Here is a 15,159-nt window from a genome sequence, read left to right as displayed (position 1 = left end):
TTACGCCTTCTTCTGGTGTTGAACCAAAGCTGCTTTAACGAAACCGCTGAACAACGGGTGACCGTCGCGTGGTGTCGAGGTGAACTCAGGGTGGAACTGGCAAGCGACGAACCATGGATGATCCGGGGCTTCAACCACTTCGACCAGCGCGCCATCACCGGAACGACCGGAGATTTTCAGGCCGGCTTCCATGATTTGCGGCAGCAGGTTGTTGTTCACTTCGTAGCGATGACGGTGACGCTCGACGATCACGTCCTTGGCGTAGCAATCGTGCACCAGGGAACCCGGTTCCAGCAGGCAATCCTGAGCGCCGAGGCGCATGGTGCCGCCCAGGTCGGACGATTCGGTACGGGTTTCGACGGCGCCGGTGGCATCTTCCCACTCGGTGATCAGACCCACGACCGGATGACCGCTGGCGCGATCGAACTCGGTGGAGTTGGCGTCTTTCCAGCCCAGCACGTTACGAGCGAACTCGATCACGGCCACTTGCATGCCCAGGCAGATGCCGAGGTACGGAACCTTGTTTTCGCGAGCGTATTGAACGGCGGTGATCTTGCCTTCCACGCCACGCAGACCGAAGCCGCCCGGTACGAGGATCGCGTCGACACCTTCCAGCAGCGCGGTGCCCTGGTTTTCGATGTCTTCGGAATCGATGTAGCGCAGGTTGACCTTGGTGCGGTTGCTGATGCCGGCGTGACTCATCGCTTCGATCAGCGACTTGTAGGCGTCCAGCAGTTCCATGTACTTGCCGACCATCGCGATGGTGACTTCGTGTTCCGGGTTCAGCTTGGCGTCAACCACCGCTTCCCACTCGGACAGGTCCGCGCTGCCGCATTGCAGGCCGAAACGCTCGACGACGAAATCGTCCAGGCCCTGGGAGTGCAGGATGCCCGGGATCTTGTAGATGGTGTCGGCATCTTCCAGCGCGATCACCGCACGTTCTTCAACGTTGGTGAACTGCGCGATCTTGCGACGCGACGAGATGTCGATCGGGTGATCGGAACGGCACACCAGCACGTCTGGCTGCAGGCCGATGGAACGCAGTTCCTTGACCGAGTGCTGGGTTGGTTTGGTTTTGGTTTCGCCGGCAGTGGCGATGTACGGCACCAGCGTCAGGTGCATCAGCATCGCGCGCTTGGCGCCGACTTCGAAACGCAATTGACGGATCGCTTCGAGGAACGGTTGCGACTCGATGTCACCCACGGTGCCACCGATCTCGACCATCGCCACGTCGGCATCGCCGGCACCCTTGATGATGCGGCGCTTGATTTCGTCGGTGATGTGCGGGATCACCTGGATGGTTGCACCCAGGTAATCACCACGGCGCTCTTTGCGCAGGACGTGTTCGTAGACACGGCCGGTGGTGAAGTTGTTGTTCTGGGTCATGGTCGTGCGGATGAACCGCTCGTAGTGGCCCAGGTCCAGGTCGGTCTCGGCGCCGTCGTGGGTGACGAACACTTCACCGTGCTGGAACGGGCTCATGGTGCCCGGGTCAACGTTGATGTACGGGTCCAGCTTCAGCATGGTGACCTTAAGTCCCCGCGCCTCCAGGATGGCCGCCAATGAAGCCGAGGCAATGCCTTTCCCCAATGAAGAAACAACACCGCCCGTGACGAATATGTAGCGCGTCATGAAAAACCCTAGAAGTCTGCGTTAAAGCGGTCCGAGCCGCCGGGGAAAGCGAAGGAAGGCCGAAGCCCCCGATCACCTGCATTAATCACAGTGCACCTTTCAAAAAAACCGCCGCGTTGGGACAGACCGGCAGATGAAACACCGGTACGTTGCTCGCTACACATTTTTTGGAATCGCCCAGCAAAGACTGCTTGGTAATCGGCAACTTCTGTAATTCAGGCGAATCCACAGAAGTTGTATCAAGAAGGGAGCGTAGTCTACCGGAAAGCCCCTTTCAGCTCAAACCTTGATCTTCGCTCAGTGGGTCCCACTGCAAATGCCAGCCCTCCTGCTCGTTGCCATCGAGGCCCCGCAGGTTGGCCACCGCCAGCAATTGCGCGTCCCGGTAAAGCAGCGGCAATCTGCCACGGACGAAGCCCGGAACCCCGCGTTCGTTGAGCAAACGCTTGAGATCCCGGTGGCCGCGCTCAGGCAGATTCATGACCTCGCCTCCTTCACGATAGCGGATTTGCAGCGGGCCGGCGGGGATTTGGCCGGTGATCGTAAGCTCGCCGTTTTCCGGTAAAACCAGCGTTGTCGAAGGATCAGTCCAAAGGCCAACTGGGGGGGGAACGCGCAGCCAACGACCCGACAGCCACCAGATACGCCCGCCCGCCCGATGCAATTCGCCCTCCGCCAATCGCCAGACCGGACGGGCATCCCCCGTGGCATCGCGCAAATCATCCCAACCCGACCAATGGTCGCTATCCGGCAGTCGCGTCAATGCTGCAAGCCAGTGACTCAATGCGTTGCGCTGGCGCGCGGCAGAAAGCCTGACCAGCGGCGCCAACTCCAGGGATGGCAAACCCAGCCAATCGAATTCATTGGCGGTATTGGCGCTGGCCAGATCGATGTGGGCCAGCTCATCGAGCAACCCCTGCGCTTCGCTCAGATGCGCGGCAGTGCGAGCCATGGTCGCCGTCGCTTGCGGCCAGCGCTCGGTCAATACCGGGAACACTTGATGCCGCAGATAGTTGCGTGAGAACTGACGGTCCTGGTTCGAAGGGTCCTCGATCCAGCTCAACCGGTGCTCGGCCGCAAAAGCCTCAAGCTCGGCGCGTGTGACATCGAGCAACGGACGCAAAAGATGCCCGCGACCCAGGACGCGCTCGCGCGGCATGCCCGACAAGCCCCTCACCCCTGCCCCGCGCAACAGCCGAAACAACAGGGTTTCCGCTTGGTCGTCCCGGTGCTGCGCGGTGAGAAGCAGCTCATTGGCTTGAGTGGCTTCAACGAAGGCGCCATAGCGCGCATCCCGGGCGGCACGCTCAAGGCTGGCGCCGGGCTGAACCTGAACGTGAACCACCTGCAGCGGCACACCCAGCGCGTCACAGACCGACTGACAATGTTGCGGCCACGCATCAGCCGCAGCCTGAAGGCCGTGGTGAACATAAATGGCGCTGAGCGCCGGCAGGGATTGGGTTTTTGCGAGGTGGGCAAGGAGGTGCAGCAGGACGGTGGAGTCGAGTCCGCCGGAGAAGGCGACGCGCCAGGTTGTGGCGTTGCGCCACGGCGCGAGATTCAGCAGAAGCCTGGTGGAGAGATCACGGGTTGGCAGACTCATATCCATCACTTCGCACAAATCAAATGTGGGAGCGAGCCTGCTCGCGATGGCGGCTTAACATTCAACTTATCTGTTGGCTGTTATACCGCTTTCGCGAGCAGGCTCGCTCCCACATGGGTGAAGCGCGGTCAGATCAGAGACCGTAGCTCATCAGACGCTCGTAACGACGGGCCAGCAGCGCCTCGTTATCGAACTTCTTCAGCATCGCCAGTTGCGAACTCAGCTCGGCACGGATCGAAGCCGCCGCCGCTGCCGGATCGCGGTGAGCGCCGCCCAATGGCTCGCCGATCACTTTGTCGACGATGCCCAGGCCTTTCAGGCGCTCGGCGGTGATGCCCATGGCTTCAGCCGCGTCCGGCGCTTTCTCGGCGGTCTTCCACAGAATCGAAGCGCAACCTTCCGGCGAGATCACCGCGTAGGTCGAGTACTGCAGCATGTTCAGTTGATCGCAGACGCCGATCGCCAGCGCGCCACCCGAACCACCTTCACCGATCACGGTGGCGATGATTGGGGTTTTCAGGCGGGCCATGACGCGCAGGTTCCAGGCAATCGCCTCGCTCTGGTTACGCTCCTCAGCATCGATGCCAGGGTAAGCGCCCGGCGTGTCGATGAAGGTCAGGATCGGCATTTTGAAACGTTCGGCCATTTCCATCAGGCGGCACGCCTTGCGGTAGCCTTCCGGACGCGGCATACCGAAGTTGCGGCGGACTTTCTCGCGCACTTCACGGCCTTTCTGGTGGCCGATGATCATCACCGGCTGATCGTCCAGACGGGCAATGCCGCCGACGATCGCAGCGTCGTCGGAGAAGTGACGGTCGCCATGCAGTTCGTCGAACTCGGTGAAGATGTGTTCGATGTAGTCCAGGGTATACGGACGTTTCGGGTGACGCGCGAGACGTGCGATCTGCCAGCTGGTCAGCTTGCCGAAGATGTCTTCGGTCAGCGTGCTGCTTTTGTCCTGCAGGCGGGAGATCTCATCGCCGATATTCAGCGAATTGTCGTTACCGACCAAGCGCAACTCTTCGATCTTGGCTTGCAGGTCGGCGATCGGCTGTTCGAAATCTAGAAAATTCGGGTTCATAGGCGTCCGTCTTGGGTCGACGTCCAAGAGAGCTTGGGCCGGCCGGTTGTCTATTCGCGCCCTACCTTAAGGGACAGGCGCGTTCAGGTCGAGATTAAAAATTCTGGTCGAGATCGGAGCCTACAGACAGCCCCGACCGTCAACGGTATTGGAGGAAGACGTTGTCTCGCCCGAACTGGTCACGCAGGGCTTGAATCAACGCATCCGCCGGATCGATCCGCCAGGTCTCGCCAAACTGCAGCAAGGCCTTCGCATCGGGGCTCGTGTACTCCATGGTGATCGGGCACGCGCCGCGATGACGCTTGAACAACTCACCCAGCCAGCGTAGCTGATCGCCCTTCAAATCCTTGGTCTGCAGCTTCAGGCGCAGGCTTTCGGCGAGGTTGGTGCGCGCATCTTCCATGCTCATCACCCGCTTGACCCGCAGCCGCAGGCCGCCGGAGAAGTCGTCGTTGCTGACTTCGCCTTCGACCACCACCATCGCATCGGTCTGCAACAGCGATTGCGCCGAGTGGAACGCTTCGGCAAACAGCGAAGCCTCGATCCGCCCGGAGCGATCGTCGAGGGTGATGAACCCCATCTTGTCGCCCTTTTTGTTCTTCATCACCCGCAAGGCGATGATCATGCCGGCGACGGTTTGCGTATCACGAGCCGGCTTCAGGTCAATGATGCGCTGACGGGCAAAACGGCGGATTTCGCCTTCGTACTCGTCAATCGGGTGACCAGTCAGGTACAGGCCGAGGGTGTCTTTCTCCCCTTTCAGGCGCTCCTTGAGGGTCAGCTCCTTGGCTTTGCGGTGATTGGCGTAGACGTCGGCGTCTTCTTCAACGAACAGACCACCAAACAGGTCGACATGACCGCTGTCATGGGTACGCGCGGTTTGTTCGGCCGCCTTGATCGCCCCTTCCATGGCGTTCAGCAAGACCGCCCGGTTACGGTCGATATTGGCCTGATAGGCTTTCTGCTCGTCATGGAAATAAGGCCCCAGACGATCCAGTGCACCGCTGCGGATCAAACCGTCCAGGGTGCGCTTGTTGATTCGCTTGAGGTCGACACGGGCACAGAAATCGAACAGGTCCTTGAACGGACCGTCCTGACGCGCCTCGGTAATCGCCTCGACCGGGCCTTCGCCCACCCCCTTGATCGCACCGAGGCCGTAAATAATCCGGCCTTCGTCATTCACCGTGAACTTGAACTCGGAAGTATTCACATCCGGCGCGTCGAGACGCAGCTTCATGGTGCGAATTTCTTCGATCAAGGTCACGACCTTGTCGGTGTTGTGCATATCCGCAGACAGTACCGCGGCCATGAACGGCGCCGGGTAGTGCGTCTTCAGCCAAGCGGTCTGGTATGAAACCAGGCCATAAGCGGCGGAGTGGGATTTGTTGAAGCCGTAACCGGCGAATTTTTCTACCAGGTCGAAAATGTTACCGGCCAGGTCGGCGTCGATATTGTTGGTCTTGCAACCGTCAATGAAACCGCCGCGCTGCTTGGCCATTTCTTCCGGCTTTTTCTTACCCATGGCCCGACGCAGCATGTCCGCGCCGCCGAGGGTGTAACCGGCCATGACCTGGGCAATCTGCATCACCTGTTCCTGATACAGGATGATGCCGTAAGTCGGTGCCAATACGGGCTTGAGGCCTTCGTACTGGTAGTCCGAGTGCGGGTACGCGAGTTCGGCGCGACCGTGCTTACGGTTGATAAAGTCGTCCACCATGCCCGATTGCAAAGGGCCCGGACGAAACAGGGCCACCAGTGCGATCAAGTCTTCCAGGCAGTCGGGCTTGAGCTTTTTGATCAGCTCTTTCATGCCGCGCGATTCAAGCTGGAACACCGCGGTGGTTTCAGCTTTTTGCAGCAGCTGGTAGGTCGGTTTGTCATCCAGCGGGATGAACGCGATATCCAGCGGCGGCTGATCGACCTTGGCGCGGTCGCGGTTGATGGTTTTCAGCGCCCAGTCGATGACCGTCAGGGTCCGCAGGCCCAGGAAGTCGAACTTCACCAGGCCGGCGGCTTCAACGTCGTCTTTGTCGAACTGGGTCACCAGACCGTCGCCGGCCTCATCGCAATAAATCGGCGAGAAGTCAGTCAGCTTGGTCGGCGCGATCACCACACCACCGGCGTGCTTGCCGACGTTACGTACAACGCCTTCAAGCTTGCGCGCCATTTCCCAGATTTCTGCGGCTTCTTCATCGACCTTGATGAAGTCGCGCAGGATTTCTTCCTGCTCGTAGGCTTTTTCCAGGGTCATGCCGACTTCGAACGGAATCATCTTCGACAGACGATCCGCCAGACCGTAGGACTTGCCCTGCACCCGCGCCACGTCTCGGACCACCGCCTTGGCGGCCATGGAACCGAAGGTGATGATCTGGCTCACCGCATTACGGCCGTATTTCTCGGCCACGTAGTCGATCACACGGTCACGACCGTCCATGCAGAAGTCGACGTCGAAGTCGGGCATGGAAACCCGTTCCGGGTTAAGGAAACGTTCGAACAGCAGGTCATATTCCAGCGGATCGAGGTCGGTGATCTTCTGCACATAGGCCACCAGCGACCCGGCACCCGACCCCCGGCCAGGCCCGACCGGCACGCCGTTGCTCTTGGCCCACTGGATGAAGTCCATCACGATCAGGAAGTAACCGGGGAAGCCCATCTGGATGATGATATCCAGTTCGAAATTCAACCGGTCGACGTAGACCTGACGCTTGGTTTCGTAGTCTTCGGTGGTGTCTCGGGGCAGCAGAACGCTGAGGCGCTCTTCCAGGCCATCGAACGAGACCTTGCGGAAATACTCGTCGATGGTCATGCCATCAGGGATCGGGAAGTTGGGCAGGAAATGAGTGCCCAGCTTCACTTCGATGTTGCAGCGCTTGGCGATCTCGACGGTGTTGGCCAGCGCTTCGGGAATGTCGCTGAACAGCTCGGCCATTTCCTCGGCGCTTTTGAGGTATTGCTGATCGCTGTAATTCTTCGAACGCCGCGGATCGTCGAGGGCGCGACCCTCACCGATGCAGACGCGGGTTTCGTGAGCGGCAAAGTCTTCCTGCTTGATGAAACGCACGTCGTTGGTGGCGACCAGCGGCGCACCGATCTTCTCGGCCAGCGCCACGGCGCCGTGCAACTGCTCTTCGTCGTTGGGGCGGTTGGTGCGCTGGATCTCCAGATAGAAACGATCCGGGAACACGGCCATCCATTCGCGCGCGAGGTTTTCCGCTTCTGCCGGATTGCCGCTGAGCATGGCCAGGCCGATCTCGCCCTCTTTGGCCGCCGACAGCATGATCAAGCCTTCGCTGGCTTCGGCCACCCACTCGCGCTCGATGATGACCGAGCCATTGCGCTGGCCGTCGATGAAGCCGCGGGAAATCAGTTCGGTGAGGTTGCGATAGCCGACAGCGTTCATCACCAGCAGGCTGATCCGGCTCAGGGCGTTGTCCGGGTCCTTGTTCGACAACCACAGGTCGGCACCGCAGATCGGCTTGATGCCTGCGCCCATGGCGGCTTTATAGAATTTGACCAGGGAACACATGTTGTTCTGGTCGGTGACCGCGACGGCAGGCATGTTCATGCCGACCAGGGTCTTGACCAGCGGTTTGATCCGCACCAGACCGTCGACCAGGGAGTATTCAGTGTGCAGGCGTAGATGAACGAATGAAGCCGGCATAGTGATCCTGTCTAGAAACGTGAAGACAACAAGGCCCGGATTGTACCGGGCCTTGAGTAAAACATCAGCCTCGCGACTAACTCTCGATCAGGTTTTCGCGAGCCTCGTAAGCCAGGCGCACCGGGGCGAAAGAACGACGGTGAATCGGCGTTGGCCCCAATCGGGCCAGAGCTTCCAGATGAACGGGGGTCGGGTAGCCTTTGTGGCCGCCGATCCCGTAACCCGGGTAAATCAATTCGAAAGCGGCCATTTCACGGTCACGGCTGACCTTGGCCAGAATCGACGCCGCAGCGATGGCCGGCACCTTGCCGTCGCCCTGCACCACCGCTTCGGCGCGCATGGACAGTTTCGGGCAGCGGTTGCCGTCGATCATCGCCAGTTTCGGCTGGATGTGCAGCCCTTCGATCGCGCGCTGCATGGCCAACATGGTGGCATGCAGAATATTCAGCTCATCGATTTCTTCAACTTCGGCCCGGGCGATGCACCAGCTCAGGGCTTTTTCGCAAATTTCGTCGTAGAGCTTTTCGCGGCGGGCTTCGGTGAGTTTCTTCGAGTCGTTCAGACCAAGAATCGGCCGATTCGGATCGAGAATTACCGCAGCCGTGACCACGGCGCCGCAGAGCGGGCCGCGACCGACTTCGTCGACACCGGCAACCAGATCTTCCACTTCAGCGACCAAGGTGAAATCCAGCCCCATTTGCATGCTTGTTTTACTCATTGTACTGGGCCAATCAGTTTCAGCACGGCATCCGCCGCCTGGTTGGAGGCATCCAGACGCAAGGTCCGGTGGATTTCGTCGAAGCCACGGGTCTGTTCTTCGCCACCCTCGATCAACGGTGACAAGGTCTGGGCCAGGGCTTCGACCGTTGCGTCGTCTTGCAGCAACTCGGGCACCAAAAGGCGTTGGGCCAGCAAGTTCGGCAACGAGATGTAGGGGCTTTTCACCATGCGCTTGAGAATCCAGAACGTCAGCGGCGCCAGGCGATAAGCGACCACCATCGGCCGCTTGTACAACAGCGCTTCAAGGGTCGCCGTGCCGGAGGCAATCAACACGGCGTCGCAGGCGGCAAGGGCCAGATGGGATTTGCCATCGAGCAGGGTCAGCGGCAGATCGCGACCGGCCAGCAACTCTTCAAGCTGCGCGCGGCGTTCCGGGCTGGCGCAAGGCATGACGAACCGAACGCCGGGGCGCAAGGCCCGCAGGCGTTGGGCGGTATCGAGGAACAACGCACCGAGACGGCCGACTTCGCCGCCACGACTGCCCGGCATCAACGCAACCAGCGGTCCGTCCGGCAAGCCGAGTTCGGCCCGAGCGGCGGCGCGATCGGCTTCAAGCGGGATCGCATCAGCCAGGGAATGCCCGACAAACCGCACCGGCACGCCCTTTTCTTCGTAGAATTTCGCTTCGAATGGAAACAGCGTCAGCATCAGGTCGCAGCCTTCGCGAATCTTCAGCACCCGCTTCTGCCGCCACGCCCACACCGACGGGCTGACGTAATGCACGGTCTTGATCCCGGCCTGACGCAGCTTGAGTTCGATAGTGAGGTTGAAGTCCGGGGCATCGATGCCGATAAATGCGTCCGGCTTTTCGGCGATCAGGTCGGCGATCAGCTTTTTGCGACGCGCCATCAGTTCACGCAATCGACCCAGCACTTCCACCAGGCCCATGACCGAAAGACGTTCCATCGGGAAATACGAAGTCAGGCCTTCGGCCTGCATCAGCGGACCACCGACACCGATGAACTCCACTGCCGGATGCTGAGCCTTGAGTGCGCGCATGATGCCCGCGCCCAGAATGTCACCGGAAGCCTCACCCGCCACCAGCGCAATACGCAGATTAGCCATGATTAACGTGTGATGCCGCGGGTCGAAGACTGGATGGAATCACGGAACACCGCGACTTCCGGGAACTGGTCCGAAGGCTCGGCCAATTCGGTGAGTGCCTGCTCAACCGTCAGGCCTTGGCGGTAAACCACCTTATAGGCACGACGCAGGGCGTGGATCGCGTCTTCGCTGAAACCACGACGGCGCATGCCTTCGAAGTTCATGCTACGGGCTTCGGCCGGGTTGCCGAACACCGTGACGTAGGCTGGAACGTCCTTGCCAATGGCGGTACCCATGCCGGAAAAGCTGTGGGCGCCGATGTGGCAATACTGGTGAACCAGGGTAAAGCCGGACAGGATCGCCCAGTCTTCAACGTGCACATGGCCAGCCAACGCAGTGTTGTTGACGAGGATGCAGTGGTTACCGATGACACTGTCGTGGCCGATGTGGGCATAGGCCATGATCAGGTTGTGATCGCCCAGGGTCGTTTCCGAACGGTCCTGAACCGTGCCACGGTGAATCGTCACGCCTTCACGGATGATGTTGTGGTCACCGATGACCAGACGTGTTTCTTCGCCTTTGTATTTCAGATCGGGCGTGTCCTCACCTACCGAGGAAAACTGGTAGATACGGTTGTGCTTACCGATTCGGGTCGGGCCCTTGAGAATCACATGCGGCCCGATCACTGTCCCCTCGCCGATTTCCACACCTGCGCCGACGATCGACCATGGGCCGACCTCGACACCTTCAGCCAGAACGGCCGTCGGATCGATGATTGCGCGAGGGTCAATCAAACTCATAGTTTGCGTTCCGCGCAGATGATTTCAGCGGAGCAGACTGGCTTGCCATCGACCGAAGCCTGGCACTCGAACTTCCAGATCTGACGCTTGCAGCTGATGAAACGGGCTTCGAGGATCAATTGATCGCCTGGAGTGACGGGCTGGCGAAAACGCAGCTTGTCGGAGCCGACGAAGTAGTAGAGCGTGCCGTCGGCAGGCTTCACGTCGAGCATTTTGAAACCAAGGATACCGGCAGCCTGAGCCATCGCTTCGATGATCAGTACGCCCGGCATGATTGGATGCGCGGGGAAGTGACCATTGAAGAACGGTTCGTTGATGCTGACATTCTTGTAGGCGCGAATGCGCTTGCCTTCCACATCCAGATCCACGACCCGATCCACCAGCAGGAACGGGTAACGGTGAGGCAGGTATTCGCGAATCTCGTTGATGTCCATCATTTCGGGGGGAAGCCTATGTAAAGATTGGGAGCGCGCGACTGACGCGCACCCCTCTAGCAAATCAAGGAGGCAGTCTAGCGGCTGTGCACACTTGATATGGAAATGGTATCAGCCATCTGATGAAGCATTACCGTCAGGGGTCACGTCCCCTACACGCTTTTCCAGCTGTCGCAGACGTCGCGCGATGTCATCGAGCTGACGGATACGGGCCGCGCTTTTGCGCCATTCGGCGGCTGGTTGCATCGCCGTACCGGAAGAATAGGAACCCTTTTCGGTAATCGAATGGGTCACCATGGTCATCCCGGTGATAAAAACGTTGTCGCAAATTTCGATATGCCCCACCAGCCCAACGCCCCCGGCGAGCATGCAATGCTTGCCGATTTTGGTGCTGCCGGAGATCCCCACACACGCGGCCATGGCGGTGTGATCACCAACCTGTACGTTGTGGGCGATCTGAATCTGATTGTCGAGCTTCACACCGTTACCCAGTAAGGTATCGGCCAGCGCACCGCGATCGATAGCGGTATTCACGCCAATCTCCACATCATCACCGACCAATACACCGCCGATCTGGGCGATTTTCTGCCAGACACCTTTCTCGTTGGCAAAGCCGAAGCCTTCGCCACCCAGCACGGCACCGGACTGAATCACTACCCGCTTGCCGATGCGCACGTCGTGGTACAGCGTGACCCGCGGGGCCAGCCAGCCGCCTTCGCCGATTTCGCTACGGGCACCGATGAAGCAATGCGCCCCCACGGTCACACCGGCAGCAATACGCGCGCCGCTTTCGATCACCGCAAAGGCACCGATGCTCGCAGCCGGATCAACCACTGCGTCCGCGGCCACTACCGCTGTCGGATGAATACCGGCCGGCGCCTTGGGCTTGGGATCGAACAGATGGGAAATACGCGCATAGGCCAGATACGGATCAGGCACCACCAGCGCATTACCGGCATAACCTTCAGCGTCAGCGGCCTTCAGCAACAGCGCTGCAGCCCGGCAGTCCGCCAGGTATTTTCGGTATTGGGGGTTTGCGAGAAAGCTCAACTGAGCTGGGCCAGCCTCTTGCAAAGTGGCTAGCCCAGTAATTTCTTTCTCCGGGTCGCCACGTAGCGTGGCGCCGAGGAACTCGGCCAACTGGCCGAGCTTTATAGTCGCTGTCATGGATTACTTCAGCTGATTCATGCGCTCGATAACCTGGCGAGTGATGTCGTACTGAGGTTTGACATCAATCACTGCGCCACGCTCGAAGACCAGGTCAAAAGCACCTTTCTTGATGACTTCTTCCACAGCGCTGTCCAGTTTCGGCTTGAGCTGCTTCAGCATTTCACGGTCGGCAACGGCTTTGGCTTCGTTCAGCTCCTTGGACTGGAACTGGAAGTCGCGGGCCTTTTGCTTGAACTCGAGCTCAAGGCGTTCACGCTCGCCTTGCTGCATCTTGTCGCCGCCAGCCATCAGACGGTCCTGGATGCCTTTGGCGCTGCTTTCCAGCGTCTTGAGCTTGGACAGTTGCGGACCAAACTTCTTCTCGGCGTCCACGGCGTATTTCTTGGCCGCGTCGGATTCCAGCAGGGCCATCTGATAGTTCAGAACGGCGATTTTCATGTCGGCAAAAGCCGGACCTGCTACCAGTACGGTCGCCAGGAGAACCAATTGAGTCAACTTACGCACGATGTACTCCTACAAAATCCATTGTCGTTATTTTGGGGCAGACGCTTAGAACGTCTGGCCGAGAGAGAATTGGAACACTTGAGTCTCAGCGTCATCCGGTTTCTTGATCGGCATGGCCAACGCGAAGCTCAGAGGACCCAGTGCGGTGACCCAGGTCACGCCGACACCGACAGAGCTCGCAACGTTGCTCAAGCTGATGTCGTTGCACTCTGTTTGAGAGGTCGAACCGACATTGGCGTTTGTCGTTTTGTCGCACTTGGAATCGAATACGTTACCCACGTCCCAGAATACCGAAGTACGCAGGGAACGCTGATCCTTGACGAATGGCAGCGGGAACAGCAACTCGACCCCACCCTGGATCAGAACGTTACCACCGAACGGCAGCGGATCCTGGTCCGGGTCGGCGAGTGTACCGGCGTTACCCGTTGCATCCTGACCACGGCTAGGTGTACTGCGCGGCCCCAGGGTACTGTCCTTAAAGCCACGAACCGAGTTGAAACCACCAGCATAGTAGTTTTCATAGAACGGCAAGCCATCGGTCGAACCGTAACCGTCGCCGTAGCCCAGTTCGGTGTGAAGACGAACGGTGTAGTTTTCGGTGATTGGCTGGAACAGCTGACCACGGTAATCCAGTTTAAAGAACGACAGGTCGCTACCCGGCGTAGTGGTTTCCAGAGTCAGACTCTGGGAATGGCCACGGGTCGCCAGCACACCTTTGTTCAAAGTCGACTCGGACCACCCGGCCGACGCTTTGAAGTTCAGGTAGCTGTCGCCTTCACGGTTAACGAAGTCGAAAATCTCGTCAACGGTGTACTGACCGGTCTTGATCTTGTCCTGTTGCGCGCTCAGGCCAAAGGTCAGTCGCGACGTCTCGCTGATCGGGTAGCCGACGTTGACGCCAGCACCCAGGCTGTCTACGGCATAGCTGGCTACGTCGACATCAAGGTCTTTGTAGTCAGTGGTGCGATAGAAAGCGTTGTAGCCCAGGCTCACGCCATCTGCAGTCCAGTACGGGTCGACATAACCGAAGTTATAACGGCTCTGGTATTCACTGCGGGTCAAACCGATGCTGACCTTGTTACCGGTACCCAGGAAGTTGTTCTGGGTGATCGAACCACCGAGGATCAGACCGGCGCTCTGAGCGAAACCGACGCTGGCGGTAATGGAACCGGAAGCCTGTTCTTCAACGCTGTAGTTCACGTCAACCTGGTCGTCGACACCCGGTACAGCCGGGGTTTCGACGTTGACTTCTTTAAAGAAGCCCAGACGCTCAAGACGGGTCTTGGATTGGTCGATCAGGTAGGTCGAAGCCCAGCCGCCCTCCATCTGACGCATTTCACGGCGTAACACTTCGTCTTCGGACTTGGTATTGCCACGGAAGTTGATGCGGTTGACGTAAGCACGCTTGCCCGGATCGACGGCAAAAGTGATGTCGACCGTGTGGTCTTCATCGTTCGGCTGAGGCACGCCGCTGACGTTGGCGAAGGTGTAACCCTCGTTACCCAGGCGACGTGTGATCAGCTCGGACGTGGTGGTCATCAGCTTGCGCGAGAATACCTGGCCTTTCTGAACCAGCAGCAGGGACTTGACCTGGTCCTCAGGGACTTTCAGGTCGCCGCTCAGCTTGACGTCACGAACGGTGTACTTCTCGCCTTCGTTGACGTTGACGGTGATGTAGACGTGTTTCTTGTCTGGAGTAATGGACACCTGGGTCGAAGCGATATCCATGTTGATATAGCCACGGTCCAGGTAGTAGGAGCGCAGACGCTCCAGGTCACCGGACAGTTTTTCACGGGCGTACTTGTCATCGTTCTTGAAGAACGACAGCCAGTTGGTAGTCTTCAATTCAAACAGGTCGATCAGGTCTTCGTCAGGGAAGACCGTGTTACCCACCACGTTGATGTGCTGGATAGCCGCAACGGTGCCTTCGTTGATGTTGACCTTCAGGCCGACGCGGTTACGCGGCTGCGGCACCACTTCGGTGTCGACGGTGGCGGAGTAGCGACCCTGGGCGACATATTGGCGCTGCAGTTCGTTACGTACACCTTCGAGGGTGGCACGCTGGAAGATCTCGCCTTCGGCCAGACCGGATTGTTTGAGTCCCTTCATCAGGTCTTCAGTAGAGATCGCCTTGTTACCTTCGATCTCGATACTGGCGACTGACGGGCGCTCGACTACCGTGATGACAAGGACGTTGCCATCGCGGCCCAGCTGGATATCTTGAAAGAACCCGGTTTTGAACAGCGCACGAGTGGATTCCACCAGGCGACGATCATCCGCCTGTTCACCGACGTTTAACGGCAAAGCACCAAAGACGCTACCCGCGGAGACCCGCTGGAGGCCATTGACGCGAATATCAGAGATAGTGAAGGACTCGGCGTGAACTTCGGCGATCATCAATACGGTGAGAACCGCAGTTAGCAGCAGACGTTTCATGAAGTCCTTTCTTA

The 15,159-nt window shown here is 59.1% G+C and carries 11 protein-coding genes; all 11 read right to left on the bottom strand.

Annotation, left to right across the window (positions count from 1 at the left end):
• Entirely contained in the window at positions 1–1,632 is a 1,632-nt protein-coding gene (locus JIO00_RS06020) for a CTP synthase (RefSeq protein WP_010462795.1), read from the bottom strand.
• A gap of 274 nt (positions 1,633–1,906) precedes the next feature.
• Entirely contained in the window at positions 1,907–3,235 is a 1,329-nt protein-coding gene (gene tilS, locus JIO00_RS06015) for a tRNA lysidine(34) synthetase TilS (protein WP_200667803.1), read from the bottom strand.
• Positions 3,236–3,368: 133 nt separating this feature from the next.
• The gene (locus JIO00_RS06010; protein WP_010462799.1) at positions 3,369–4,316 is read right to left on the bottom strand and encodes an acetyl-CoA carboxylase carboxyltransferase subunit alpha; all 948 of its coding nucleotides are present in this window, start codon (positions 4,314–4,316) and stop codon (positions 3,369–3,371) included.
• 139 nt (positions 4,317–4,455) lie between these two features.
• Positions 4,456–7,977: a DNA polymerase III subunit alpha gene (dnaE, locus tag JIO00_RS06005; RefSeq protein ID WP_010462801.1), complete on the bottom strand. Its 3,522-nt coding sequence runs from the start codon at positions 7,975–7,977 to the stop codon at positions 4,456–4,458.
• A gap of 76 nt (positions 7,978–8,053) precedes the next feature.
• Positions 8,054–8,680: a ribonuclease HII gene (rnhB, locus tag JIO00_RS06000; RefSeq protein WP_010462803.1), complete on the bottom strand. Its 627-nt coding sequence runs from the start codon at positions 8,678–8,680 to the stop codon at positions 8,054–8,056.
• Between the two features lie 11 nt (positions 8,681–8,691).
• Positions 8,692–9,822, bottom strand: a complete 1,131-nt coding sequence (lpxB, locus tag JIO00_RS05995; RefSeq protein ID WP_077748331.1) for a lipid-A-disaccharide synthase — start codon at positions 9,820–9,822, stop codon at positions 8,692–8,694.
• A gap of 2 nt (positions 9,823–9,824) precedes the next feature.
• Positions 9,825–10,601 carry an acyl-ACP--UDP-N-acetylglucosamine O-acyltransferase gene (lpxA, locus tag JIO00_RS05990; protein WP_010462807.1) on the bottom strand — a complete coding sequence of 259 codons (777 nt, stop codon included), beginning with the start codon at positions 10,599–10,601 and terminating at the stop codon, positions 9,825–9,827.
• Positions 10,598–11,038 (bottom strand): 3-hydroxyacyl-ACP dehydratase FabZ, encoded by a 441-nt coding sequence (gene fabZ, locus JIO00_RS05985; RefSeq protein ID WP_008154051.1) that lies wholly within the window; start codon positions 11,036–11,038, stop codon positions 10,598–10,600. The genes lpxA and fabZ overlap by 4 nt, the downstream gene beginning before the upstream one ends.
• A gap of 108 nt (positions 11,039–11,146) precedes the next feature.
• Positions 11,147–12,202, bottom strand: coding sequence for a UDP-3-O-(3-hydroxymyristoyl)glucosamine N-acyltransferase (lpxD, locus tag JIO00_RS05980; RefSeq protein ID WP_200667801.1), 1,056 nt, complete (start codon positions 12,200–12,202; stop codon positions 11,147–11,149).
• A 3-nt stretch (positions 12,203–12,205) separates the two neighbouring features.
• On the bottom strand, positions 12,206–12,709 hold the full coding sequence (locus JIO00_RS05975) for an OmpH family outer membrane protein (protein WP_010462812.1): 504 nt from the start codon (positions 12,707–12,709) through the stop codon (positions 12,206–12,208).
• A 45-nt stretch (positions 12,710–12,754) separates the two neighbouring features.
• Entirely contained in the window at positions 12,755–15,145 is a 2,391-nt protein-coding gene (bamA, locus tag JIO00_RS05970; protein ID WP_200667799.1) for an outer membrane protein assembly factor BamA, read from the bottom strand.
• Between the last annotated feature and the right edge of the window lie 14 nt (positions 15,146–15,159).

Origin of the sequence: Pseudomonas sp. SW-3 (assembly GCF_016615645.1) — a bacterium.
Taxonomy (GTDB): Bacteria; Pseudomonadota; Gammaproteobacteria; order Pseudomonadales; family Pseudomonadaceae; genus Aquipseudomonas; species Aquipseudomonas mandelii.
The sequence above is the reverse complement of the archived record's forward strand: the minus strand, read 5'-3'. Positions and strand labels throughout refer to the sequence as shown.